Origin of the sequence: Enterobacter sp. WP_7_1 (genome assembly GCF_003688535.1) — a bacterium.
GTDB classification, from domain to species: Bacteria; Pseudomonadota; Gammaproteobacteria; order Enterobacterales; family Enterobacteriaceae; genus Enterobacter; species Enterobacter asburiae.
The window spans coordinates 393,321-418,559 of sequence record NZ_REFK01000003.1 but is presented as its reverse complement, the minus strand read 5'-3'; the positions used below and the strand labels follow the sequence as shown (position 1 = coordinate 418,559).

22 protein-coding genes are annotated in these 25,239 nt (G+C 55.7%); 7 read left to right on the top strand and 15 right to left on the bottom strand.

The window, feature by feature from the left end; translation table 11 throughout:
• Nucleotides 1–63: 63 nt before the first annotated feature.
• From thyA to rppH, 4 genes are all read right to left on the bottom strand, one after another.
• Nucleotides 64–858: a thymidylate synthase gene (thyA, locus tag BJ885_RS15260; RefSeq protein ID WP_014885081.1), complete on the bottom strand. Its 795-nt coding sequence runs from the start codon at nt 856–858 to the stop codon at nt 64–66.
• A 6-nt stretch (nt 859–864) separates the two neighbouring features.
• Nucleotides 865–1,740, bottom strand: a complete 876-nt coding sequence (lgt, locus tag BJ885_RS15255) for a prolipoprotein diacylglyceryl transferase (protein WP_023309046.1) — start codon at nt 1,738–1,740, stop codon at nt 865–867.
• A 193-nt stretch (nt 1,741–1,933) separates the two neighbouring features.
• The gene (gene ptsP, locus BJ885_RS15250; RefSeq protein ID WP_023309047.1) at nt 1,934–4,180 is read right to left on the bottom strand and encodes a phosphoenolpyruvate--protein phosphotransferase; all 2,247 of its coding nucleotides are present in this window, start codon (nt 4,178–4,180) and stop codon (nt 1,934–1,936) included.
• A gap of 12 nt (nt 4,181–4,192) precedes the next feature.
• Nucleotides 4,193–4,723, bottom strand: a complete 531-nt coding sequence (gene rppH / locus BJ885_RS15245) for an RNA pyrophosphohydrolase (protein WP_013098553.1) — start codon at nt 4,721–4,723, stop codon at nt 4,193–4,195.
• Between the two features lie 683 nt (nt 4,724–5,406).
• Here rppH and mutH point away from each other — a divergent pair.
• From mutH to BJ885_RS15230, 3 genes are all read left to right on the top strand, one after another.
• Nucleotides 5,407–6,099: a DNA mismatch repair endonuclease MutH gene (gene mutH, locus BJ885_RS15240; protein ID WP_038417291.1), complete on the top strand. Its 693-nt coding sequence runs from the start codon at nt 5,407–5,409 to the stop codon at nt 6,097–6,099.
• A 128-nt stretch (nt 6,100–6,227) separates the two neighbouring features.
• Entirely contained in the window at nt 6,228–6,446 is a 219-nt protein-coding gene (locus BJ885_RS15235) for a YgdI/YgdR family lipoprotein (RefSeq protein ID WP_008499668.1), read from the top strand.
• A gap of 131 nt (nt 6,447–6,577) precedes the next feature.
• Nucleotides 6,578–7,618, top strand: a complete 1,041-nt coding sequence (locus BJ885_RS15230) for an NADP(H)-dependent aldo-keto reductase (RefSeq protein WP_121932241.1) — start codon at nt 6,578–6,580, stop codon at nt 7,616–7,618.
• Nucleotides 7,619–7,711: 93 nt separating this feature from the next.
• Here the strand turns inward: BJ885_RS15230 and lplT are convergent, their stop codons facing one another.
• Both lplT and aas read right to left on the bottom strand, forming a co-directional pair.
• The gene (lplT, locus tag BJ885_RS15225) at nt 7,712–8,905 is read right to left on the bottom strand and encodes a lysophospholipid transporter LplT (RefSeq protein WP_121932240.1); all 1,194 of its coding nucleotides are present in this window, start codon (nt 8,903–8,905) and stop codon (nt 7,712–7,714) included.
• Nucleotides 8,898–11,057, bottom strand: a complete 2,160-nt coding sequence (aas, locus tag BJ885_RS15220) for a bifunctional acyl-ACP--phospholipid O-acyltransferase/long-chain-fatty-acid--ACP ligase (RefSeq protein WP_121932239.1) — start codon at nt 11,055–11,057, stop codon at nt 8,898–8,900. The genes lplT and aas overlap by 8 nt, the downstream gene beginning before the upstream one ends.
• Nucleotides 11,058–11,680: 623 nt before the next feature.
• On the opposite strand from aas, the gene galR reads away from it, so the two are divergent.
• Nucleotides 11,681–12,697, top strand: a complete 1,017-nt coding sequence (gene galR, locus BJ885_RS15210; protein WP_023309052.1) for an HTH-type transcriptional regulator GalR — start codon at nt 11,681–11,683, stop codon at nt 12,695–12,697.
• On the opposite strand, the gene BJ885_RS15205 is transcribed toward galR, so the two are convergent.
• Nucleotides 12,658–13,134 (bottom strand): GNAT family N-acetyltransferase, encoded by a 477-nt coding sequence (locus BJ885_RS15205; protein ID WP_121932334.1) that lies wholly within the window; start codon nt 13,132–13,134, stop codon nt 12,658–12,660. The genes galR and BJ885_RS15205 overlap by 40 nt on opposite strands.
• Before the next feature lie 228 nt (nt 13,135–13,362).
• Between BJ885_RS15205 and BJ885_RS15200 the strand changes: the two genes are divergently transcribed.
• The gene (locus BJ885_RS15200) at nt 13,363–14,400 is read left to right on the top strand and encodes a LacI family DNA-binding transcriptional regulator (protein ID WP_029741168.1); all 1,038 of its coding nucleotides are present in this window, start codon (nt 13,363–13,365) and stop codon (nt 14,398–14,400) included.
• Here the strand turns inward: BJ885_RS15200 and lysA are convergent.
• Nucleotides 14,370–15,632 (bottom strand): diaminopimelate decarboxylase, encoded by a 1,263-nt coding sequence (lysA, locus tag BJ885_RS15195; RefSeq protein ID WP_121932238.1) that lies wholly within the window; start codon nt 15,630–15,632, stop codon nt 14,370–14,372. The genes BJ885_RS15200 and lysA overlap by 31 nt on opposite strands.
• A gap of 121 nt (nt 15,633–15,753) precedes the next feature.
• On the opposite strand from lysA, the gene BJ885_RS15190 reads away from it, so the two are divergent.
• Entirely contained in the window at nt 15,754–16,680 is a 927-nt protein-coding gene (locus tag BJ885_RS15190; RefSeq protein ID WP_121932237.1) for a LysR family transcriptional regulator, read from the top strand.
• Here BJ885_RS15190 and BJ885_RS15185 read toward each other — a convergent pair.
• The 7 genes from BJ885_RS15185 to BJ885_RS15155 form a co-directional block, all read right to left on the bottom strand.
• On the bottom strand, nt 16,675–17,367 hold the full coding sequence (locus tag BJ885_RS15185; RefSeq protein ID WP_121932236.1) for an aspartate/glutamate racemase: 693 nt from the start codon (nt 17,365–17,367) through the stop codon (nt 16,675–16,677). The genes BJ885_RS15190 and BJ885_RS15185 overlap by 6 nt on opposite strands.
• An 88-nt stretch (nt 17,368–17,455) precedes the next feature.
• Nucleotides 17,456–18,580, bottom strand: a complete 1,125-nt coding sequence (gene wzz(fepE) / locus BJ885_RS15180) for an LPS O-antigen length regulator Wzz(fepE) (protein ID WP_047646289.1) — start codon at nt 18,578–18,580, stop codon at nt 17,456–17,458.
• A 203-nt stretch (nt 18,581–18,783) separates the two neighbouring features.
• Nucleotides 18,784–20,205: a sugar porter family MFS transporter gene (locus tag BJ885_RS15175; RefSeq protein ID WP_029741163.1), complete on the bottom strand. Its 1,422-nt coding sequence runs from the start codon at nt 20,203–20,205 to the stop codon at nt 18,784–18,786.
• A gap of 313 nt (nt 20,206–20,518) precedes the next feature.
• Nucleotides 20,519–21,280 (bottom strand): 2-dehydro-3-deoxy-D-gluconate 5-dehydrogenase KduD, encoded by a 762-nt coding sequence (kduD, locus tag BJ885_RS15170; RefSeq protein WP_121932235.1) that lies wholly within the window; start codon nt 21,278–21,280, stop codon nt 20,519–20,521.
• Nucleotides 21,281–21,343: 63 nt separating this feature from the next.
• Nucleotides 21,344–22,180 (bottom strand): 5-dehydro-4-deoxy-D-glucuronate isomerase, encoded by an 837-nt coding sequence (kduI, locus tag BJ885_RS15165; protein ID WP_121932234.1) that lies wholly within the window; start codon nt 22,178–22,180, stop codon nt 21,344–21,346.
• A 235-nt stretch (nt 22,181–22,415) separates the two neighbouring features.
• Complete coding sequence (locus BJ885_RS15160; RefSeq protein ID WP_038417283.1) at nt 22,416–23,594, bottom strand: acetyl-CoA C-acetyltransferase; 1,179 nt, start codon at nt 23,592–23,594, stop codon at nt 22,416–22,418.
• Nucleotides 23,595–23,687: 93 nt separating this feature from the next.
• Nucleotides 23,688–24,554 (bottom strand): LysR family transcriptional regulator, encoded by an 867-nt coding sequence (locus tag BJ885_RS15155; protein WP_121932233.1) that lies wholly within the window; start codon nt 24,552–24,554, stop codon nt 23,688–23,690.
• A gap of 105 nt (nt 24,555–24,659) precedes the next feature.
• On the opposite strand from BJ885_RS15155, the gene BJ885_RS15150 reads away from it, so the two are divergent.
• Nucleotides 24,660–25,121 carry a multidrug/biocide efflux PACE transporter gene (locus tag BJ885_RS15150; protein WP_121932232.1) on the top strand — a complete coding sequence of 154 codons (462 nt, stop codon included), beginning with the start codon at nt 24,660–24,662 and terminating at the stop codon, nt 25,119–25,121.
• Nucleotides 25,122–25,239: the final 118 nt, after the last annotated feature.

Here is a 25,239-nt window from a genome sequence, read left to right as displayed (position 1 = left end):
AATGGGATAAAGGCGAAAAAAAACCGGCGCTAAAGAGCACCGGTTGTGTCACGCTTTATCGCATCAGATAGCGACGGGCGCTTTGATGCCCGGATGCGGGTCATAGCCCTCTATCTCGAAATCATCAAAGCGGTAGTCGAAGATTGATGCCGGTTTGCGCTTGATAATCAGCTTCGGCAGCGCACGCGGTTCGCGAGTCAGCTGGAGATGCGTCTGTTCCATATGGTTGCTGTAAAGATGGGTGTCCCCACCGGTCCAGACAAAATCACCCACTTCCAGATCGCACTGCTGCGCCATCATGTGGACCAACAGCGCATAGCTGGCAATGTTAAACGGCAGGCCGAGGAACACGTCACAGGAGCGCTGGTAGAGCTGACAGGAAAGCTTTCCATCCGCTACATAGAACTGGAAGAACGCATGGCACGGTGCCAGCGCCATTTTATCCAGCTCGCCGACGTTCCAGGCGGAAACGATGATTCGGCGCGAGTCCGGATCGTTTTTCAGCTGGTTCATCACGGTGGTGATCTGGTCAATATGGCGACCATCAGGCGTTGGCCAGGCGCGCCACTGCTTGCCGTAAACCGGGCCCAGGTTGCCATTTTCATCTGCCCATTCGTCCCAGATTGAGACGTTATTTTCGTGCAGATACGCAACGTTGGTATCGCCTTGCAGGAACCAGAGCAGTTCATGAATGATCGAGCGCAGGTGGCAGCGCTTTGTCGTCACCAGTGGGAAGCCTTCTTGCAGATTGAAGCGCATCTGGTGGCCAAAAATGGAGAGCGTACCGGTGCCGGTGCGGTCGTTTTTCGGCGTGCCCTCGTCGAGCACTTTTTTCATCAATTCAAGATACTGTTTCATGGTTCCTCAGGAAATTTGTTGCTGTGGACGACGACGATACGCCCAAATCATCATAATGGCACCCGCGACAATCATCGGAATGGAGAGGATCTGCCCCATGCTGATGTACTGTACCCATTCGCCGGTAAACTGTGCGTCTGGCTGACGGAAGAACTCGACGATAATACGGAATGCGCCGTAGCCAATCAGGAACAGGCCGGAGACAGCGCCCATCGGACGCGGTTTGCGGATAAACAGGTTGAGGATGATAAACAGCACCACGCCTTCCAGCGCCAGCTCGTACAGCTGAGACATATGGCGCGGCAGAACGCCGTAGGTATCGAAAATGGACTGCCACTCCGGGTGTGATGGCAGCAGCGCGATATCTTCTGCGCGGGAGCCCGGGAAGAGCATCGTGTACGGCACGCTCGGGTCGACGCGGCCCCACAGCTCACCGTTGATAAAGTTACCCAGACGGCCAGCGCCGAGACCAAACGGGATCAGCGGTGCGATAAAATCTGAAACCTGGAAGAAGTTGCGTTTGGTGCGTTTGGCAAAAATCACCATCACCAGGATCACCCCAATCAGGCCGCCGTGGAAGGACATGCCGCCGTCCCACACGCGGAACAGATAGAGAGGGTCATTCAGGAATACCGGGAAGTTATAGAACAGCACGTACCCAATACGGCCACCGAGGAACACGCCGAGGAAGCCCGCATAGAGCAGGTTTTCAACTTCGTTTTTCGTCCAGCCGCTGCCCGGACGACTGGCGCGACGGCCAGCGAGCCACATGGCAAAAATGAAGCCCACCAGGTACATCAGACCGTACCAGTGAAGCGAAACAGGTCCTACTGAGAAAATGACCGGATCAAATTCCGGAAAATGCAGATAACCACTGTTCATCTGTCACCACAAGATGTTGTTATTCCGCTGAAAGTGGACAGCGGTAGAAATGCGATTCTGCCGTAAGCAGAGGCTCCAAAGTTGCGAATCATAGCACAAGGCGGGCGCGGAGGATGCGCCAGAGATGTAAAAGATGTGTATAGGGTTTTATGCGCGCTGGAGCCCTCCCCCACAGGGAGAGGGCGAAAGATGATTAGCGGCCGCCGCGGATCAGGCCGCCCATACCGCGTCGTTCCATAAACGCTGCGACCTGATGACGAACCTCTGCTGCCAGCTGCGCGTCAAGGCTGCGTTCAGCCAGCTCGCGGGCATCATTGATGTCGATATGTCGCAGCAGGTACTTCACGCGAGCAACAGCGCGACCGTTCATCGACAGATGGCGGTATCCCAGACCAATCAGGATCGCAACGCACATTGAATCCCCGGCCATTTCACCGCACAGGCGTAAATCAATGCCGTACTGTTCCGCTTCACGGGCAATCATCGCTAACGCGCGAATGATCGCCGGATGCAGGCTGTCGTAGATACTGGCGACACGCGTATTGTTACGGTCGACGGCCAGAATATATTGCGTCAGGTCGTTTGTGCCGACAGAGATAAAATCAACACGGTTTGCCAGCTGCGGCAGCATAAAGACCATAGACGGCACTTCAAGCATCACCCCGATCCGCGGTTTCGGGATCGCATAGCCGATCATCTCTTCCACTTCACGGCCTGCACGTTCGATCAGTCGCCGGGACTCGTCGATCTCATCGATGCTGGTGACCATCGGGAGTAAGATGCTGAGATTGCCCGTCGCCGCGTTGGCGCGCAGCATTGCACGCACCTGGATCAGGAAGATCTCCGGCTGATCGAGCGTAATGCGGATCCCACGCCAGCCCAGGCACGGGTTTTCTTCGCTGATCGGCATATAGGGCAGCTGTTTATCCGCGCCGACATCGAGGGTTCTCAGGGTGACAGGTTTGTCGTTAAACATCTGCAGCATCCCCTGATACTGCGCCACCTGCTCCTCTTCGGAGGGGAAACCGCTCTGCAGCATGAACGGGATTTCAGTACGGTACAGGCCAATACCGTCGATGCGGCTGCCAAGCTTTTCTTCATGCTCAGGGCTTAAACCGGCGTTGAGCATGACTTTGATCCGCTCTCCGCTCTTAAGCTGTGCGGGCAGGTTAACGTCATCCTCCGCCAGCTTGCTTAATTCATTCTCTTCGCTGATAAGGCGCTGGTATTCCTGGAGCAGAACCGGCTCAGGATCGACCAGCAGCTCACCGCGATAGCCGTCAACTACTAGCGTACGGCGGTGCAGTACCGACGGCTGGATATCCGCTCCCATAACAGTTGGGATACCCAGCGCGCGCACCATAATGGCGGCGTGTGAGTTGGCGGCACCATCGCGCACCACCACACCGGCCAGCCTGTCCTGAGGCAGTTCAGCCAGCGTCGTTGCCGAGAGCTCATCGGCGACCAGAACAAACCGTTTTGGCCAGGCATTCGGCCCCTGAATGGTGTCATCGAGATGAAACAGCAGACGCTGTCCCAGGGCGCGGAGATCGCCAGCCCGCTCCTTCAGGTAACCGTCAGTCAGTGCCGCAAATTGGTCGGCAAATTTTTCGATGACCTTCTTAACCGCCCACTCTGCGACCGAGCCTTTATCCACTTCCGCAAACAGCTCACGACGCAGACGCGCGTCGGAGAGCAGGTGCGAATAGAGGTCGAAGATGGCCGCCGTCTCTTTCTGTGCGCCTGCGGCAAAGCGCTTGCTGTAACGACGAAATTCGTTCGCCGCCTCTTCCAGCGCGGCGGTAAGACGCTCGCGCTCAAGCGCTTCATCAAGCGTTGAGGCTTCGTAAACCTGCTCCATAAGCGGCAGCGTGGCGTCCATCCAGCCTTCCGCGATCGCTACGCCTGGCGATGCAGGAAGGGCACGAATGCGCGTATGGCGATATTGACCAAAGAGCGCGGCAAGCTGGGACTGGGAGAGGATCGCCGCCATCTGCGTGGCCAGCGTGACGAGGAAAGACTCTTCGCTTTCATCGTACTGACGAAGCTCGCGCTGCTGGACAACCAGCACGCCGAGCAGCTGGCGACGCTGGATAATCGGCACGCCAAGGAAAGCGCGGAAGCGCTCTTCTTTTACGGAAGGGATGTATTTAAAGCTGGGGTGTTTTTGCGCATCAGCAAGGTTGATGGGTTCAGCCAGCCGCCCAACCAGACCCACGATACCTTCATCAAATGCGAGCGTGACGGTGCGTCCACGTGGTTTTTTTAAACCACGGGTCGCCATCAGGTAATAGCAGCGCCGATCGTGGTCGGCCAGATACACCGAACAGACCTCGGTCTCCATCGCAAGACAGATGTCAGTGACCAGAATATTCAGCGCCTCGTTCAGACGCGGAGCACTAGCCACCTTCTCGACTATTTCTCGCAAGCGGGTGAGCATGATTTGCGTAGCTTAACCTCTTTTACGTCGCCATGCAGGTGCGCTCTGCGGCTTAGGCGGGATCTCCTGAAGCTGCATTACCACACTTGCAAACTCTTTCATCACCCTACGGTAAACATCGCGTTTAAATGACACGACCTGACGAACAGGATACCAATAGCTCACCCAGCGCCAGCCATCGAACTCCGGCGTACTGCTGGTTTGCATATTGATGTCTGAATCGTTGCCCACCAACTGCAACAGAAACCACTTCTGTTTCTGGCCGATACAAACCGGCTTTGTGTCCCAACGCACCAAACGTTTCGGTAACTTGTAACGCAACCAGTTGCGGGTCGAAGCCAGGATGCGAACATCTTTTCGGCTTAAACCGACCTCTTCAAAAAGCTCCCGGTACATCGCTTGTTCTGGGGACTCTCCCGGATTGATCCCGCCTTGCGGGAACTGCCAGGAGTGCTGACCATATCGCCGGGCCCACATTACCTGGCCCTGACGATTACAAATTACTATTCCTACGTTCGGGCGGTAGCCATCGTCATCAATCACCGGACTACCCCAAACTAAACCTTATATATGAATGATTGTTTCACACTACAGGGAGGCGGTAAACCACTCTCTTACAGGGCTGCAACCTAATAACATTTGAATAACTCACAAATAAGTGCTGAGTTATAAACAGATGAGAGGCGGCGAAGGGAATTTTATTCACCTTTTCTGTGGATATAGTTGTGAAGAAGTGTCTGATTACCGATGAACAACCTCAAACCCTGCCTTACCAACGCTTTCGTATCATTTAAATAATCCAATATTTTTCATAAAGTTAAATGTATTTTTATGCACAAAAAACAGAATGGCGTGACGATCGTCACATCAGGGATCGTCGTGCTGATGAAAGATCGAACAGCGTCGGTTTTATCCACAGATTGTGCCAATAAGTTAGTCACAATTTGTTTGAAAATTCGATTTTCATCGCACGTCAAGGCTGTAAATTGAAACAGTAGTCAGGGTTATGCCCAGTTATCCCATTTTTCTGTGGATAACATGGTGTAAGATCCTGTTCATTGTCAGTGACCAGATTTGAACAACCGGTTTTCTGAGTCTGGTGAAACGATTTCAAAAGAATAAAAAAACCTATAAATCATAGACATGGAATATTGGTACAGAAATAGTTAAACTCTATCCACAGGGGACAATTTCTTAGTTTATTTTTTAATCAAAAGGTTACCTTCATGCATCCGCTTACACCCTTGCTCTCACCGCCGTCCAGCGAGGGCCAGTTGCTACAGCAGGCACAGCGTCTGGCAGGCTTTTCGCTTGGCGAGCTGGCGGCAATGGCAGGGCTTCAGATCCCGAAGGATCTGAAACGGGATAAAGGCTGGATCGGCATGCTGCTTGAGCTGTGGCTGGGTGCCAGCGCAGGGAGCAAACCCGAGCAGGATTTTGCAGCGCTTGGCGTGGAGTTAAAAACCATCCCCATAGACAGCCAGGGCAAGCCCCTTGAGACCACCTTCGTCTGCGTAGCGCCATTAACCGGCAACACCGGCGTGACGTGGGAAACCAGCCACGTTCGCCATAAGCTTAAGCGCGTGTTGTGGGTACCGGTTGAAGGTGAGCGTCAGATCCCCCTGGCTGAGCGTCGCGTTGGCGCGCCGCTGCTCTGGAGCCCGAACGACGATGAGGAGCAACAGCTGCGTCTGGACTGGGAGGAGCTGATGGACATGATTGTGCTTGGGCAGGTAGAGCGCATCACCGCCCGACACGGAGAAGTATTACAGCTGCGCCCGAAAGCGGCCAACAGCAAAGCGCTTACCGAGGCAATCGGCGCGAAGGGTGAGCCGATACTGACGTTGCCGCGCGGTTTTTATCTCAAAAAGAATTTCACCGGCGCGCTCCTTGCCCGTCATTTCCTGCTAAAAACATAGTTTTTTACTTTTTTTGCGAGCTCCCAAACATAATCGACTGCTTTTTAAGATTTTACCGCTTCCTCCTGTTGCAATATCGGGTTAAAACTAAACTATGATTTGATACGCGCCAGATGAGGACGATAACGATGAAAAAATGGGCAGTGTTAGTTTCAGCAGTCGGTTTAGCGTTTGCCGTATCGGGCTGTAGCAGCGATTACGTTATGGCGACAAAAGACGGTCGAATGATCCTGACCGACGGCAAACCCGAAGTCGACGATGATACCGGTCTGGTCAGCTACCGCGACCAGGAAGGCAATAAAATGCAGATCAATCGCGACGAAGTATCGCAAATTATCGAGCGATAAACAGAGAGAGGTCAGTCGCTTGCTGGCCTTTTTGATTTTTTTCTTCCCCTTTTGCTTCCCCTCTGCCATGTTTATATTCCTTTGTCGGGCACGCCCTGACGCGGTCTATAAGTCTACTGAGGAAGCCGGCTATGCATTATCACCGTATCCCCCACAGCGCTCTTGAAATAAGCCAACTGGGGTTGGGCACGATGACATTTGGTGAACAAAACAGCGAAGCCGATGCCCATGCACAACTCGATTACGCCGTCAGCCAGGGGATTAACCTGATTGATGTCGCGGAGATGTACCCTGTTCCTCCACGTCCGGAAACGCAGGGACTTACCGAAACCTACGTCGGTAACTGGCTGGCAAAACATGGCAACCGTGAAAAGCTGGTGATTGCCTCAAAAGTCAGTGGTCCCGCGCGCAACAACGATATCGGGATCCGCCCGAATCAGATCCTCGATCGCAAGAATATCCGCGCCGCACTGGACGCCAGCCTGAAGCGCCTGCAAACCGACTACCTCGACCTGTATCAGGTGCACTGGCCGCAGCGCCCAACCAACTGCTTTGGTAAGCTCGGCTACAGCTGGAATGAGAGTGCCCCCGCCGTAACGCTGCTGGAAACGCTGGAAGCGCTGACCGAGTGCCAGCGCGCGGGAAAAATCCGCTACATTGGCGTCTCTAACGAAACGGCCTTTGGCGTAATGCGCTATCTGCACCTGGCGGATAAACACGATCTGCCGCGTATCGTCACCATTCAGAACCCGTACAGCCTGCTTAACCGTAGCTATGAGGTTGGTCTGGCCGAAGTGACGCAATATGAAGAAGTGGAACTGCTCGCCTATTCCTGTCTCGGCTTTGGTACGCTGACGGGGAAATACCTGAACGGCGCGAAACCGGCCGGGGCGCGAAATACCCTCTTTAGCCGCTTTACCCGCTACAGCGGCGAGCAGACGCAGAAAGCCGTTGCCGCCTATGTGGATATCGCAAAGCGTCACGGTCTGGACCCTGCCCAGATGGCGCTGGCCTTCGTGCGTCGTCAGCCGTTTGTTGCCAGTACCCTGCTGGGTGCGACCACGATGGAACAGTTGAAAACCAATATTGAGAGTTTCCATCTGAACCTGAGTGAAGAGGTGTTAGCGGAGATTGAAGCGGTGCATCAGGTTTATACGTATCCTGCGCCGTAATAAAAGCAAAACGGCAACGCACGTTGCCGTTTTTAGGGTTTGCTCCCTCTCCCTGTGGGAGAGAGCCGGGGTGAGGGCATCAGGCCGCACTTATCAGCGCCGACGCTGCCAGACCCACAATCCCGCAATCGCCAGCGCAAACAGCCCGCCAAACCCGACGCCAATCCCCACCACTGGCACACCGACTTTTACCGCCAGCGAGTAGAGCCCCAGCATTAGCAGCATCGCCAGGTTTTCACCCAGGTTTTGTACCGCGATAGCGTTCCCCGCCCCGACGGTCTGCTTACCACGTTCCTGCAGCAACGCGTTCAGCGGTACCACGAAGAAACCGCCCAGAATACCAATCAGGATGAGGAGGGCATACGCAGGCAATAATGCATGTTGCAGCGAGAAAATCAGCACCACGACGCCAATCAGGATCCCTGCGGGCATGCAGCGTGCTACCGTCTCGAGCGTCACCAGCTTCGCCGCCGCGCCTGCTCCCACCACAATGCCGATGGCCACCATCGCATTCAGATAGGTCGGCGTCGCGTTGTCGGTAATTCCCAGCGCCACCGGCACCCACAGCACCAGCAGGAAACGCAGCGTGACGCCCGCGCCCCAGAACATACTGGTTCCCATCAGGGAGAAACGCGTTTCTCCGTTACGCCACAGCACGCGACAGGCGGTAAAGAAACTGCCGGTCATCGGTTTAAAGCGCCAGGATTGCCCCGGGCGAGCCACTGGTAACTTAGGAATAAACAGGTTCGCCACAACCGCCCCGCCATACACCACCGCGCAGATGCCCAGTGCAGCCAGGACATGCCAGTCGGCCAGGACGCCGCCCGCGACGGATCCGAGCAGGATTGCGGCGATGGTTGACGACTCCATCAGGCCGTTGGCTTTCACCAGCTTATCGCCCGTGGTCAGCTCCCCGAGAATGCCATACTTCGCCGGGGAGTAGGCGGCGGCGCCAATGCCCACCAGCGTGTAGCCAATAAACGGGTTGAAGCCAAAGCAAATGCTGGCGGCACCCAGCAGCTTGAGGCCGTTGGCAAACATCATCACCCGGCCTTTTGGGAAACTGTCTGCCACCTGCCCTACAAACGGAGCAAAGATAATGTAAGCGCCCACAAACACCATCTGTAGGATCGGCTGGCTCCAGTCGGGGTAAAACTCGGCCTTCAGCAGCGCCAGCGTGGCAAACAGCAGCGCGTTATCACCAAACGCAGAGAGAAACTGCGCGGCGATAACGGCCATCATGCCTTTCGATCTGAGCGATGTGTTAGTGTGTACTGACTCACGCATTTTGCTGTTCCGCCTCTTCAACCATGCCTTTGAGGGTCACGAAATCGGGTTTCCCGCTACCCAGCACCGGGAGCTGCTTCAGGAGGCGAATATCGCGCGGCACCGCCAGTTCAGGGATACCGTGTTCACGCGCATAGCTCAGTAACCTGTCGCGTTTAAGCTCAGCGTCGGTCGTAAACAGCACCAGCGCCTCGCCTTTGCTGGCATCACTCTTCACTACCGTCGCATGCATCTTATCCGCGGACACGGCCGTCGCCAGCTGCTCAACCATTTCCAGAGAGACCATTTCACCGGCGATTTTGGCGAAGCGCTTCGCGCGTCCCTGAATCTGTACAAAGCCTTGTTCATCAAAACGGACAATATCACCGGTGTCGTACCAGCCGGTTTCAATCTCGCCGTTGATGTTTTCCGCCGTTGGCACCTCCAGCACGCCTGGGTTTTCCACGCGCAGATAACCGTTCATCACGTTTGGCCCTTTCAGCTGCAGACGGCCACCGTCCTCAATGCCCGGCACGGCCAGCAGACGCGCGTCCATCCCCGGCAGAATTCGGCCCACCGTACCCGGTTTTGCCGCCATCGGTACGTTAATCGAGACCACGGGAGCACACTCGGTAACGCCATAACCTTCGAGAATACGCAGGCCAAACTTGTCCTGCCAGATCTGACGCGTGCTCTCCTGCAGTTTTTCCGCACCGGCCACCACATACCGCACGCGATAGAAATCGTAGGGATTAGCAAAACGCGCGTAGTTGCCGAGGAACGTTGAGGTGCCGAAAAGCACGGTACAGTTACGGTCATACACCAGCTCCGGCACAATGCGGTAATGCAGCGGGCTTGGATAGAGGAATACTTCTGCGCCGGTCAGCAGCGGCGTAAACAGCCCCACCGTCAGGCCAAAGGAGTGGAACAGCGGCAGCGCCGACATAAAACGGTCATCCGCGGTAAAGTCGGCAATGCTTTTGATCTGCTCAACGTTCGCCAGAATGCTCTTGTGGCTGTGGACGACGCCTTTCGGGTTGCCCTCCGATCCCGACGTGAAGAGGATAATCGCGTCATCTTCCGGCTGCTGTTTGACCTGCGCCAGACGCGGCATCAGCAGGTGAGCAAAAATCCACAGCTTGTCGCCGGTGGTTACGTCCGCTTTCAGATCCTCCAGGAAGACCCAGCGCACCTGAGTGAGCTGCTCGGGAAGATGCCAGAGCTTGCCTTTGTCCAGGAACTGACGAGAGGTAAAGACGGTATTAATCTGGGCCGCGGTGATGGCGCTGGTCAGCCCTTTCACGCCCGCCGTGTAGTTCATCATTGCCGGGATGCGCCCCCGGGAAACCGCACCAAAAATCACCGCCGCGCTGATGCCCGCGTTAGGCAGCATCAGGCCAATTTTTTCGCCCTTTTTGCTGTACTTCTCAAGAATGCGGCCCACAAACAGGGTCTTAGTCAGCAGCTTGCGATAGGTATCCGGGGTAAAGTTGATGTCTTCGATGCAGTTTTTCTTCGCGCCATAGCGGTGCTGCGCGGAAAGCAGGGATTCGTACAGCGTTTCGCGCGGGCGCACGGCCATGCGCGCTTCCATCATAATCTGATGCAGCATTTCCCCGGCGATTTTACGGCGATCGCGGGCACGCGGCGCGTCCGGCATTGGTAACGACGTGGGCGGCAGAATATGCAGCGTGATTTTTGGGAACAGACGCTGCTTCACCAGCCCTTTCAGGCGACTGAAATGCGTTAGCTCGGCACCTTCAATGCGCAGCGGCACCACGGTCGCTTTTGATTTCGCTGCAACAAACCCCGCGCCGTCGTAGATTTTCATCAGCGAACCGGTCACTGAAATACGCCCTTCCGGGAAAATAACCACCGGACGCCCCTGCTCAACCAGACGTACCAGATGCTTAATCATCATCGGCTTTGTCGGGTCAAGCGGTACAAAATCAATTAGCGGCGTGAGCCAGCGCATGTACCACTGCTGGCTGATAGAGGTATAGACCGCAAACACCGGGCGCACGGGTAAAAATAGCGCCAGCAGAATGCCGTCTATAAAGGAAACATGATTTGGCGTGATGAGAACGCGTTCGCCGCGAAGCGCCTGGGCATCGCCAGTGACGCGGATGCGAAAAAGAATACGGAACAGTGTACGGAAGAACCCAAATAGCATCTCAACTCCCTTTGCCAGCCAGTGTGGAGGGTTGATAGTAAATGGTGGCAGATTACACGAGAAGTGATACGGGAGCGACAGCAAAAGTGGAGGCGAAAAAAAACCTGCGCATCCGCGCAGGTTGGTGCAAGAGATGAGTACGAAACCGTACTAAGAATTCTCACCAATCAATACCTCTGGGATCTTGATTGTGGTCGTTCGACCTGCGCTTCGCCAGCAGGAAAACGCAAGGGAATGAGCCGAAGTGCAACCAGGTGTGAATATTTTCTATTGCTGTTACAGGTTGAACTTTCAGGCAAAAAAAAACCTGCGTAAAAACGCAGGCTGGTGTAAGCGTGTTAATCAACCGGAGTTGACTCCACCTATCAATACCTCTGGGATTTCGACTGTATCAACCTCTCTAATATCCTTGCCATCGGACAATCGCAACAGCCTGACGCAAAGTGTAACCAAAGGTTCAGATTGACATTCTTCAGACATGACTGCGCGTGTAACGATTACACTACCAGTGTTGTCCTGCGTCACGTTTGTGGAGAGCGGAAATCCGCTCCCCTTGAATGCGCGGCGCTTTTCCGCAACACTATTTGGTGTGTAAACGCTTACCCCCAATAAGAAGGTAATGAATGGCGACAATAAAGGATGTGGCTCGTCTGGCAGGTGTGTCGGTGGCAACCGTCTCTCGAGTGATTAACGACTCCCCAAAAGCCAGTGACGCATCGCGCCAGGCGGTACAAACCGCCATGGAATCCCTGAATTATCATCCCAATGCCAATGCCCGCGCGCTCGCCCAGCAGTCCACCGAAACCATTGGGCTGGTGGTGGGTGATGTTTCTGACCCCTTTTTCGGCGCCATGGTGAAAGCGGTTGAACAGGTCTCTTATCAGACGGGCAATTTTTTGCTGATCGGCAATGGCTATCATAATGAGCAAAAAGAACGCCAGGCCATCGAGCAGCTGATCCGCCACCGCTGCGCCGCGCTGGTGGTTCACGCCAAAATGATCCCGGATGCCGAGTTGATTCACCTGATGAAGCAGATGCCCGGAATGGTGATCATCAACCGCATTATTCCCGGGTTTGAAAAACGCTGTGTGGCCCTCGATGACCGCTACGGCGCCTGGCTTGCGACCCGTCATCTGATTCAACAGGGCCATACCCGGATTGGCTATCTCTGTTCCAATCATCCGATTTCTGATGCGGAAGACCGCCTGCAGGGCTACTACGATGCCCTGCGCGAAAATGGCCTGCCGTGTAATGATCGTCTGGTGGCCTACGGTGAACCGGATGAGAGCGGCGGTGAACAGGCCATGACCGAGCTGCTCGGTCGCGGGCGGAATTTCACGGCGGTTGCCAGCTATAACGACTCGATGGCCGCAGGGGCAATGGGGGTGCTGAATGACAACGGGATTGAGGTACCGGCAGAAATTTCGCTGATTGGCTTCGATGACGTGCTGGTCTCTCGCTACGTGCGCCCGCGTCTGACCACCGTGCGCTACCCGATTATCACCATGGCAACGCAGGCCGCCGAGCTCGCGCTAGCTCTGGCTGAACAGCGCCAGCCGCCGGATATTACGCATCTGTTTAGCCCGACGCTGGTTCGCCGTCACTCCGTTGCATCACCTGCGGAAGCGCAGAGCGAATAACGGTAGAGGTGGACCAGGGTGTTGGGGTATTCCAGCCCATCACCGATATACTGCCAGCCGTAACGTTCGTAGAAGTCGCGGCAGGCAGACCAGAGGTGCAATTCTTCATATCCCGCCTGTGCGGCCCAGGTAATAACGTGCTGCTGTAGCTTTCCTGCCAGCCCCTTGCCACGCGCCGCGTCGTCAACGTAGAGCGCCGCCAGCCACGGAAAGAGATCCTGACGGGTGATCAAATCGCAGCGCCAGAGCCCTACCGTACCAACAAGCTGCTCGTCTTCAACGGCGATAAAGGTCAGCGGTAATGCTCCCGGCGTCTGGCTGTGCTCAATAATGCTGTGGAAAAATTCCCGAGAAAGCCCTTCGCCAAAGGCCTGCCAGAGCCAGTCGGTCACCTGCTCCGCATACTTCGGTGCCTGGTAAAGCGGGAGGATGGCTATCTTTTTCACGTTTCACCTGCGTTTTATCATGTATTTGCTGGCCTGTCGCCCCAGCTCGGTTCGGCGATTATTTTACCAGAGTCAGACTATTTAGTTTTACTTCAGGCATGCATGACGAATCGTGACCAAAAAGCGTGATCGTGGCAGAAGTTTACGCTTCCCGCATCGCCTATACGCCGTGAGGTCTGTGTTAAACTGCAAACCATTACGTGGAAGCAGGAATGTAGAATGGCAACAATGCTGGATGTCTCACTGCGTGCGGGCGTGTCGAAGGCTACCGTCTCGCGCGTGCTGAACGGCACGGGTCAGGTTAAAGAGAGTACGCGTCAGCAGGTCTTTGCTGCGATGGAAGAGCTGGGATATCGCCCGAACTTTCTCGCGCGTTCGCTGGCTAACCAGACCAGCAACAGCATTGGCCTGGTCGTCTCGACCTTCGACGGCTTTTACTTTGGTCGTCTTCTCCAGCAGGCGTCGCGGCAGACGGAAACTCACGGAAAACAGCTGATCGTCACCGACGGTCACGACGCGCCGGAACAGGAAGAACAGGCGGTGCAGATGCTGGCCGATCGCCAGTGCGATGCCATCGTGCTTTACACGCGCTACATGAGCGAAAAAGCGATCGTCAAACTGATGAACACCGTGAAAACGCCGCTGGTGGTCATTAACCGTGAAGTGAGCCAGGTGCCGGATCGCTGCGTGTTTTTCGAACAGCAGGATGCCGCGTTTAAGGCCGTGGATTACCTGATCGCCCAGGGCCATCGTGAGATCGCCTGTATCACCGTTCCGATCCACACCCCCACGGGTAAAGCGCGGCTGATGGGCTACCGTAAGGCGCTGGAAAAGCACGGCATCCGCCTGGACGAGCGTCGGATAAAGTACGGCGATGCGGGAATGACGCGGGGATACGAGCTGTGCAAGGAGTTGATTGCCGACGGTGTGCCCTTTAGCGCCCTGTTTGCCTGTAACGACGATATGGCCCTGGGGGCGTCCAAAGCGTTACATCAGGCGGGGCTTAAAATTCCGCAGGATATTTCACTGTTCGGCTTTGACGATGCCCCAAGCGCGAAATGGCTGGAGCCTGCGCTCTCATCGGTTTATCTGCCCATCGACAATATGATTGTCACGGCCATCGATCAGGCGATCCGGCTGGCAAAAAACCAGCCGGTCGATGCCATCCCGCCGTTTACCGGCACGCTGGTGTTACGCGATTCGGTTACAACGGGGCCGTACTTTCATCAGATGAGTTCTAAAGCCAGCAGTTCCTGAATGGTCTGACGACGACGGATCAGGCGTGCCTTGCCGTTATCAAACAGCACTTCCGGCAGCAGCGGGCGGCTGTTGTAGTTAGATGACATCGACGCCCCGTAGGCACCGGTATCATGCAGCACAAGATAATCACCCGGTTTGACCTCTGGCAGCGCGCGGGTCTCCACTTTGCCGCCTTCCTGCTGGGTGAACACGTCACCCGATTCGCACAGCGGTCCCGCAACGACCGTCTCAACCCGCGGCGCCTGCGTTAAATCGCGGCCGTCGGCAGCCAGAACTGTAATGTGGTGATAGCTGCCGTACATGGACGGACGCATCAGATCGTTAAAACCTGCGTCAATCAATACGAAGTGGCGAGACCCCATCTCTTTGACGCTGCGCACCTGCGAAACCAGCACGCCGGCTTCCGCCACCAGGAAACGACCCGGCTCAATTTCCAGCTTCACCGCGTGGCCAAGATGCGCGGCGATTTGGTCACGCGCGGCGCTCCACAGACCGTAATAGTGATCGGTATCGATCGCCTCTTCGCCTTCGCGATAGGGAATGGAGAGACCGCCACCGGCAGAGATCGCCTCCAGATCCTGACCGAAGTCGATAACCTGGCGCACCATCGCGCCGCACACCTGCTCCAGGTGGCCGTAATCGACGCCAGAGCCAATGTGCATATGAATACCCACCAGCTTCAGGCCGTAGCGCTGTAATACCTCCAGCGCGGCAGGCATATCGGCATACCAGATCCCGTGCTTGCTGTTTTCGCCGCCGGTATTGGTTTTTTGACTATGCCCATGACCAAAGCCCGGATTCACGCGCAGCCAGACTCGATGGCCGGGAGAAACCTGACCCAGCTGCTCCAGCATATCTACAGAACCGGCATTCACCGGGATCTGCAGTTCGTGGACGCGCGCAAGCGTCGCATCGTCGATCACGTCTGCGGTAAAGACGATCGCGTCGCCGTCGGCTTTCGGATCGAATCCGGCCACCAGCGCGCGCTCGATTTCGCCAAGCGAGACGGAGTCCACCTTCACGCCCTGCTCACGCATCAGGCGCAGAATATGAATATTGGAGCACGCCTTCTGGGCAAAGCGCACCACGTCAAACTGATGCAGGGCGGCGATCTTCTCGCGAACGATCTGCGCGTCGTAGACCCACACCGGGCAGCCAAACTCGGCGGGCAGGCGCAGCAGGTTGTCGGCGTTCAAATCGGTATCAGTCTGGTTCAGCGGGCGTGGCATGGTCTTCTCCGGGTAAATGCGTTTTGAAGATTACGCCACAGCGCGAAGAGAATAAAAAATATCGTTTTATCGCGAGTCTATGCAAAAATGATATGGACAGTAATCTGCTTTCAGGTGCCCTATGCCCGCCGTCAATTTACGCCACATCGAGATTTTTCACGCCGTGATGACCACCGGCAATCTCACCGAAGCCGCACAGATGCTGCATACCTCGCAGCCGACGGTCAGCCGCGAGCTGGCCCGCTTCGAGAAAGTGCTGGGGCTGAAGCTGTTCGAACGTACCCGGGGCAGGCTTCACCCTACGGTGCAGGGGTTACGCCTGTTCGAGGAAGTTCAGCGCTCCTGGTACGGACTGGACAGAATAGTGAGTGCTGCGGAAAGCCTGCGCGAGTTTCGCCAGGGGGAGCTGTCGATCGTCTGCCTGCCCGTCTTTTCGCAATCTTTTTTGCCGATGCTGCTGCAGCCCTTTCTGGCCCGATACCCGGAGGTCAGCCTCACCATCGTGCCTCAGGAATCACCCCTGCTTGAAGAGTGGCTTTCGGCCCAGCGCCATGATTTAGGCCTGACCGAAACCCTCTCCACGCCAGCGGGAACGGCGCGCACGGAGTTGATCTCGTTAGATGAAGTGTGCGTTCTGCCCGCCGGGCATCGGCTTGCCGGTAAGGCGGTGCTCACACCGGAGGATTTCCACGGGGAAAACTACATTAGCCTGTCGCAGACCGATAGCTACAGACAGCTGCTGGATACGCTATTTGCCGAGCATCAGGTCAAACGGCGAATGGTAGTGGAAACGCACAGCGCGGCTTCGATTTGCGCGATGGTACGTGCAGGCGTCGGCATCGCGGTGGTGAATCCGCTCACGGCGCTGGACTATGCCGGAAGCGGGATCGTCATCCGCCGCTTTAGCGTCTCCGTCCCGTTCACCGTGAGCCTGATCCGCCCGCTGCACCGTCCGGCTTCCGCGCTGGTGGACGCTTTCACCGAACACTTAAAGGAGCACGCGCGTCAGGTGGCGCTTCGCTTACCTGACCTGCAAAACCCGTTATGACAGCATAAACGCCACGGCATCCTCGGCATGGATGGCGGTGGTATCGAATACCGGGACGGGGCTTCGCTCGGCTGGCACCAGCAGGCCGATCTCGGTGCAGCCGAAGATCACCCCTTCAGCCCCCTGCTGCGCGAGTTTATCGATGACGCTGACGTAATACGCGCGGGAAGATTCGGTGAAAGTACCGAGGCAGAGCTCGTCAAAGATAATCTGATTGATGCGCGCCCGATCTGCTTCATCAGGGATCAGGCTTTCGATCCCAAATTCACTGTGCAAACGTCCACGATAAAAATCCTGTTCCATGGTGTAGCGTGTACCCAAAAGCGCTACGCGGCGCATTCCGGATGCCGCAACCGCACGCCCGGTTGCGTCCGCGATATGCAGAAACGGCAGCGCGCAGCGGTTCTCAATATGCGACGCCACTTTGTGCATGGTATTGGTACAAAGCACGATTCCCTCGGCGCCGGCGCGCTCCAGCCCCAGCGCCGCCTGGGCCAGGATCTCCCCGGCTTTATCCCACTCACCGCTCGACTGGCAGGCTTCGATTTCATGGAAATCAACGCTGTGCAACAGCAGGCTGGCGGAGTGCAGACCGCCCAGACGCTGTTTTACCCCTTCATTAATCAGGCGGTAATAAGGGATTGTCGATTCCCAGCTCATTCCACCTAACAGGCCGATCGTTTTCATCATCCCTCCTTATCTGTGTTTCTTTTTTAACACAACCGATGCACATAAAAAAAGGCGCTGTATTCAGCGCCTTTTTAAACTGCAGAGCTTATTCCGCTACCGGCTCCGGCGGTGAAGTACGGGCGAGCATCGCCTCGCGCAGTAAAACGCTACCGCAGGCAAACAGGCCCCCCAGGAGCGCCGCCAGAACGACAATCAGAGCCTTGCCCGGGCCATCCTTTTTCACCGGCATGGAGGGAGAAAGCTGGTACCTGAATGGCTCAAGTTTAACATCGGCAAAGGAGAGCTTTTTCAGCTGTGCGAGGTAGTATTCCCGGTTCTGGAACTCTGCATTCAGCTCGGTCACGTCCTTCAGATTTTTTTCGATCTGCAGCTTTTGCGCGATACCGTCAGCGCCGAGCGCAACGGAGTAATCCGGGTCATCTTTTACGGCCTGCCCGTTGCTGTAAACCGGTTTCTTAATGCCTGCGGCATTTGCCACTTCCAGCGAATAATTCAGTCGCTGCAGGTTGGTATTGTGAATATTAGTCAGACGGACACGATCCAGTTCCAGCTGCTGCTCAACGACGTTCTTTTTCAGGGCGATCTGGTTGCGGATATTCTGCACCGTCTCTTTTTCAACAATAGCCGCGATATAGTCAATGTATCCATCCAGGACGGCTTGCGCATCGTCAGCTGTCGGCGCAGTGAAGCTCAATGTCCAGGAGACAAAAGGCGCTTTATCCGCGTCTTTTCCCTGAGCGTCATTCACCGCTTTCATTCTGTCTGAAATGTTAACTATCGCCCGATGCAGCTCAAGCGGATCCACCTCGGCATCTTTAAGTTGTGACATCACGTAAGGAGAGGATTTCAGGTACTCTTCGAGCAATGACTGCGACTGAAACTTTTTAATAAACATGTCAAAGACTTCCGGACGGGAAATTTTCGCGTCCACGTCAAGTACCTGCAACGCTACCATCATCTGGCGCAGCGGGTTCCACTGCGACGATTCTGCCTGAGTAATCACTGCTTTACTGGTCCACTTCTGCGGCAGTAAAAATGAAATGGCCAGCCCCGCCAGTGCAAAAGCAAGGGTAATGGTGACAATGCGTTTTTTGGCCGCCAAAAGGACCGCTAATAAACCGAAAAGATCAATTTCTTTAGCGTGTATTGCCGGGGAGGTATAACGGGGAAAATCAAGATCGGTGCTTTTTTTGATATCCATCTCAGACATAGACATTCTTCTTTTTAGGATGCGTTTCATGTTGCGCAAATAACAGCGGTGTTCCGATGATACATTATCCTAAGAATTATCCTAAGTTCAAATCCCTCTATTCATCCTACCCTGCCAGAGTTGGTAGTGAATTTCATTACGTTATTATTGTAATTACTAACCATTTTACCAACTCTGACTTGTATTGAACGCTTAAACAGGCATTACGATCGCACGCCGATATTCCGCAGTTTTTCTCCAGCCATCAGCTTGCGCTCGATATGTTCCAGCGTCACGCCTTTGGTTTCCGGGATCAGCCAGAACGTGACGCCAATAAACGCTACGTTCAGCACCGTATAGAGCCAGAACGTTCCCGCTGCGCCAATCGCGTCCAGCAGCGTCAGGAACGTCGCGCCGATGATCATGTTCGACACCCAGTTGGTGGTCGTGGAACAGGTGATGCCAAAGTCACGGCATTTCAGCGGCTGAATTTCGGAGCACAGGATCCACACCACGGGCGCGGCGCTCATCGCGTAACCTGCGATACACATCATGGTCATACCGACAGAAAGCCAGGAAAGCCCGCTTGAGGCCGTACCGTTATCAAACTGCATCAGGCAGTAGCCGAGGATCAGCGTGCCGATCGCCATTACGCTAAAACCGATTTTCAGCGCCGGTTTACGGCCGGCTTTGTCCACGGTGAATACCGCAATAAAGGTGGCGAACATGAAGGTCAGCCCGACCACCAGGGTTGCGATCATCTGCTGTTCCGTAGTGGTGAATCCGGCCATTTTGAAAATGCGCGGCGCGTAGTACATGATGATATTCATGCCGGTGAACTGCTGCATCGCCTGCAGCAACATGCCGAGGAAGACGGCGCGGCGCACGTTGCGGTTGATCTTAAACAGCGCCCAGCCGCCCTGCTTTAACTTCAGGCTTTCGCGGATTTCGTTCAGCTCTTCGCGCGCTTTTTCCGAGGTATCGCGCAGCATGCGCAGGACCTCTTCCGCCTCCACGTGACGCCCTTTTTGCGCCAGCCAGCGCGGACTGTTTGGCAGGAAAATCACCAGGACGATCAGCACCAGCGCCGGTAAGGCCAGCACGCCCAGCATCGCGCGCCAGTTGCCGCTGTAGCTGAAGTAGGTGTCGGACAGGAACGCCAGCACAATACCCAGCGTGACCATCAGCTGATACATGCTGATCATCTTGCCGCGCACGTTTTCACTCGCCATTTCGGAGAGATAAAGCGGCGCGGTGTAGGACGCAATCCCCACCGCCACGCCCAGCAGCACGCGGGAGAGCAGGAGGATTTCAACGTTAGCGGCAAACGCCGAGCCAATGGAGCCGGCAACGAACAGAATTGCCCCGACCATCAGGCTATATTTGCGCCCCAGACGGAACGACAGCCAGCCGTTGAACAGCGCGCCAATGGCCGCGCCGAGCATCATGCTGCTCACCACCCACTCCTGCAGACGGTTGCTGAGGGTAAAGTGATCGGTAATAAACGGCAGCGCGCCGGCAATGACGCCGATATCCAGTCCAAACAACAGGCCCGCCACGGCGGCGGCAATGGAGACAAACTGGTTCATGCGGCGAGTATCGCGCAGCGCAGCGGGCATTAGGGTAGAGTCATTTATAGATGTCATATTTTTCCTGCCTCAACAGCAAAATTCGTTAACTGAAATTACGAGAAAGCGAGGAAAAGTGTCAGGCAGGAAATCGCGAAGTTATGGATTATTCCGCTACGGCATACGGTTCTGTGATGGACATTACAATTTCAACTCGTGGCGAATAATCACGTATTTTTACTAATCAGTTAATATTTAAGCAATAAAAGTGTGATTGCCGTCATTTGTGATTTTTCAGTATGGATTTTTCATCTTTATCGATATGGACTAAGCCAATTATTGCGCAAAAAAAACCTCCGCCCACGGGCAGAGGTTCTTAATACGGGTGGAATTAACGCGCCAGCCAGCCGCCGTCTACAGCCACGGTGTAGCCGTTGATGTAATCCGATGCGGAGGAGGCCAGAAAGACAACCGGCCCCATCAGATCGCCCGGCAGACCCCAGCGTCCCGCAGGGATACGATCCAGGATCGCCGCGCTGCGCTCTTCGTCTGCGCGCAGCTGCTGCGTGTTGTTCGTCGCCATGTAGCCCGGCGCAATCGCATTCACGTTGATGTTATGCTTCGCCCATTCGTTTGCCAGCAGGCGGGTCACGCCCATGACGGCGCTTTTGGACGCGGTGTAAGACGGCACGCGGATGCCGCCCTGGAACGAGAGCATAGAGGCAATATTGATGATTTTGCCGCCTTTCCCCTGCGCAATAAAATACTTCGCCGCCGCCTGGGACATGAAAAATACGCTCTTAATGTTCAAATTCATCACGTCGTCCCAGTCGCGTTCGCTGAAGCTGATAGCGTCTTCGCGGCGGATCAGCCCGGCGTTGTTCACCAGAATGTCGATATGACCGAATTCAGCCACCGCGCGGTCCAGCAGTTCAGGAATGGCATCGATTTTACGCAGGTCAGCGGTCAGGCTCAGGAAACGGCGGCCCAGGGCCGTCACGCGTTCGATGGTTTCAGTCGGTTCAACGATATTAATTCCGACGATATCGCAGCCCGCTTCCGCCAGGCCTAACGCCATCCCCTGACCCAGCCCGGTGTCGCACCCGGAAACCACAGCCACTTTCCCCTGCAGAGAGAATGCATCCAGAATCATGTTTATTCCTTACTCTTTCAGAGCCTGTCACTCACAGGCAGGTTTATGCTTCACCGTCCGCGACTAGCGCAGATCGCTGACAGCAACGTGGTCCATATCATCAAAGACCTGGTTTTCACCCACCATTCCCCAGATAAAGGTGTAGGCTTTCGTCCCTACGCCGGAGTGAATGGACCAGCTCGGTGAAATCACCGCCTGTTCGTTGTGCATCACGATATGGCGCGTTTCCTGCGGTTGCCCCATCATGTGGAACACGCAGGCGTCCTCATCCATATTGAAGTAGAAGTAGACTTCCATGCGGCGCTCGTGGGTATGGCACGGCATGGTGTTCCACAGGTTGCCTGGCGCGAGCTCGGTCAATCCCATACTGAGCTGGCAGGTCTCCAGCACGTCCGGCACGAAGTATTTATTGATGGTGCGGCGGTTGCTGGTGAGGTTGTCGCCCAGCGTCACGGGTGCGACGTCTGCCGGGGTCACTTTTTTGGTTGGGTAGGTGGAGTGAGCCGGCGCGCAGTTGTAGTAAAACTTCGCAGGCCTGCTTCCGTCGATGCTGGCAAAGACCACGTCTTTCGCCCCTTTACCCACGTACAGCGCCTCGCGGTGGCCAATCTCATAGCACTGTCCGTCTACGGTGATGGTGCCCGGCCCACCGATGTTAATCACCCCCAGCTCGCGACGCTCGAGGAAGTAGCTCACGCCCAGCTGTTTACCGACCTCACCGCCCACGGAGACGCTTTTCGTGACGGGCATAATCCCACCCACAATAATGCGGTCGATATGGCTGTAAACCATGGTGTACCTGTCGGCCTCGAATACCTTCTCGACTAAAAATGCATTGCGCAGCCCCTGAGTATCCAGCGTTTTGGCGTGCGCATTGTGGATGCTTTCTCTGACGTCCACGGTAACCTCCAGATGTGGTCATGCCCGAAGGCGGAAATAAACGAAACAGCGTTCCGTTTTTCATGATGAGCACATACTATCGGCATAAAGTGGGCTTTTCAATTATATTTAAAACAACGTTTCATTTTTATTTTTGTTTATAGCGGAAATGATGTTCGGATCACAATTCATCCGCCGGGAGAATAAGGACGCGAAAAAAAACCTCCCGGAGGAGGTCATTTTGATTGAGAAGAGGTTAGCGCTCGATGGCCAGCGCCACCCCTTGCCCGCCGCCTATACAGAGTGTGGCAATCCCTTTGCGGGCATTGCGCTTTTTCATTTCGTGGACCAGCGAAACCAGGATGCGGCAGCCGGACGCACCGATAGGATGCCCCAGCGCGATCGCGCCGCCGTTAACGTTGACCCGCAGGGGATCCCACTCCAGCATTTTTCCGACGGAGATCGCCTGCGCGGCATAGGCTTCGTTCACTTCGATCAGATCCACATCCGAAAGCTGCCACCCCGCGCGCTCCAGGCAGCGGCGGGTAGCGTAGACCGGTGCGATCCCCATTAACGCAGGATCAACCCCCACGCTGGCGAATGCTTTAATGCGGGCTAGGACGGGAAGATCGAGTTCAAGGGCTTTGCTTTCGCTCATCATCATGACGGCGGCAGCGCCGTCGTTAATGGAAGAGGCATTTCCCGCCGTCACCGAGCCCTGCATTTCAAACGCGGGGTTCAGCCTCGCCAGGCCTTCAGCGCTGGCGTCGGTGCGCGGCTGTTCATCGGTATCCACGAGGATACGCTCGCCGCTCTGACGCTGCGTGCTGACCGGGACAATCTCGTCGCGAAAACGACCGGAATCAATCGCAGCACGCGCTTTTTGCTGCGAGCTTAGCGCGTAGGCATCCTGCACCTCACGGCTGATGCCGTACTCGCGCGCCAGGTTTTCCGCCGTCACGCCCATATGATAGTCATTGAACGCATCCCACAGCCCGTCATGCACCAGGCTGTCGAGCAGCTGACTGTTGCCCAGCTGTGCGCCGGTCCGGCTGTCGGTTAACACGTGCGGCGCGCGGCTCATATTTTCCTGCCCGCCCGCGATGATCACGTCCGCTTCGCCACACTGAATGGCCTGCGTAGCGAGATGCAGCGCTTTTAATCCTGAACCACAGACGTCGTTGATGGTGATGGCGGAAACGGTATTGGGCAGCCCACCCTTCAGCGCCGCCTGACGCGCAGGGTTTTGCCCGGCACCGGCCGTGAGGACCTGTCCCAGGATCACTTCATCAACTTCATGTGCTGCGATCCCGCTGCGTTCCACCAGCGCTTTTACCACCACGCTGCCCAGGTCAACCGCCGAGTGACGCGCGAGCGCTCCCTGAAAACAGCCGATAGCTGTACGCAACGCACCCACTATTACGACATCTTTCATCACGACCTCTGTGTTAAATGACATGACGATAGTAGAGGATTGTTACTGGCAATTATCTTAATTGTTTAAAAATAGTGAGTTTAATCACAAGGATCAGCGCGCATCCTGCAGATACTGCCGCAGCCAGCTTCCGGCAACGCCGGGAGGGGATCGTTTATTCCACAGCAGATCGATGCCGATCGCCCGTGGCCAGCCGGGAACATTGAGCTGTACCAGGGATTTCGCGGCGGCAAATTCATCCACCAGCGCACACGGCAGCACGCACCAGCCAAATCCCTGTACCGCCATACTCAAGAGTAACAGGTAATTCGGGGCTGACCAGACGGGCCCGCGCGCGATCTCAGCCTCACGCTCAAGATAGGTGCTGAGCCGCAGCTCCCGCCAGCCGTGCAGCTCGTCATGCTGAACGTCATGTTGTCCGGCCAGCGGATGCGCGATCGCGACGTAGATCGCCATGCGGGTCTGCATCGGCAACCGGGTGACGCCAATATCCGTAGGGTAACTGTCGCGCGCTTCCGTCAGGCCAATCTGCGCTCGCTCCTTTTGCAGCAGATCGATCACGTCCTCTTCCTCGCCAATCAGACATTCGAATTCCGTATGGGGAAAACGCGCGTCAAACTGTTTCATCATCTCTTCCAGCACGTCCGGGTTGAGGGTATCGGAAAGGACAAACGTCAGACGCGCCTCCGTTTGCGCCGTTAGCGACACCGCCAGCTCGTCCAGCCGCGTGCTGGCGGCCAGGATAGCCTGCACGTAGCCCAGCACCTGTTCTCCCTGGAGCGTTAACACCGGCTGACGCGCCGACCGGTCAAACAGCTCGAAACCGAGATCGGCTTCAAGATTGGCAATCGACGTGCTGATCGTCGACTGGCTTTTACGCAGCCGGCGTGCGGCAGCAGAGAAAGAGCCCGCCGCAACGGTCTCGACAAACGCCTTAAGGGCTTCAGGTGAATAGCGCATAACCTATCTACTTTAGCGATGGATACTATCTTTAATATATCAGCTTTAGCGATAAAAATAGGCTGCATCAACGCCCATACCGGCGAATTAATGAGGTCTATGACTATGCAACATCAGGATGCACTCCAACGTAAACTGCCGGAGCGGATCTTTCATGCTGTCTGTTTTGAAGGGATTGCGACGGCGATCCTCGCCCCTACGGCGGCGTGGCTCATGCAGCGTTCCGTGGTGGAGATGGGTGGGTTGACCATTATTCTGGCCACCACCGCCATGCTGTGGAACATTATTTATAACTTCGGCTTCGACCGTTTCTGGCCGGTTCAGCGCGTCAAACGTACGGCAAAAGTGCGCGCGCTGCATGCGCTGGGGTTCGAATGCGGGTTTATCGTGATTGGCGTGTCGATTGTCGCCGCGGTGCTGGGCGTCACCCTGCTTCAGGCATTAACGCTGGAAATAGGTTTCTTCCTGTTCTTCCTGCCGTACACCATGTTCTATAACTGGGCATACGATTGCCTGCGCGAGAAATTTCTTAAGCGTCGCCAGCAACGGCGCGCCCTGGCAGGCTAAACCGCCTTTGGCCGGACGCCCGTTCCGGCCAAACTCCGTCGAAGCAACTGCGCTCTTCAGGCATAACTATGGTAAATTGCACGCCATTCCGATGGTTTGATAGTTGATACGTTGCTCT